At 66.5% G+C, this 522-nt stretch carries 1 pseudogene; it reads right to left on the reverse strand.

Going from position 1 to position 522, the window contains the following annotated elements:
* Positions 1-243 precede the first annotated feature (243 nt).
* Positions 244-522, reverse strand: a pseudogene (locus B4K74_RS11455) (TCP-1/cpn60 chaperonin family protein); the annotation flags it as partial.

Below are 522 nucleotides of genomic sequence, written 5' to 3' on the forward strand. Positions count from 1 at the left end.
CTTATGAGTCCAGAACCTAGCGGCAACAAGGGCGTATCCGCCTTCCTTTCTGGCGAACGAACCGCTCTCTTCGGGCATCCGCTTCGAGCGGAGACACCCGTGCGCAACGCTCCGGGCCAGCCACTACAAATCTGGACAGCCAAAAAGGCGCCCCCGTTTCCGGGAGCGCCCTCTTCTGTCCCGGCTCAAGGCGGGGAGGACAAGGCTGGCTGAGGCGGGCTGACGCCCGCCCCGAGCGTGGACTTAAAAGTCCATGCCGCCCATGCCGCCCATGCCGCCCATGTCGGGGGCACCGCCGCCGCCCGAGTTCTTCTTCGGAGCGTCCGCCACAGCGGCTTCGGTGGTGATCAGGATGCCGGCGACCGAGGCCGCGTCCTGCAGGGCGGTGCGGACCACCTTGGCGGGGTCGATGACGCCCATCTTCACCAGGTCACCATACTCCTCGGTCTGGGCGTTGAAGCCGAACGAGGCGTCCTTGTTCTCCAGCACCTTGCCGACCACGATCGAGCCTTCGACGCCGGC

Source organism: Brevundimonas sp. UBA2503 (genome assembly GCF_002341485.1).
GTDB classification, from domain to species: Bacteria; Pseudomonadota; Alphaproteobacteria; order Caulobacterales; family Caulobacteraceae; genus Brevundimonas; species Brevundimonas halotolerans.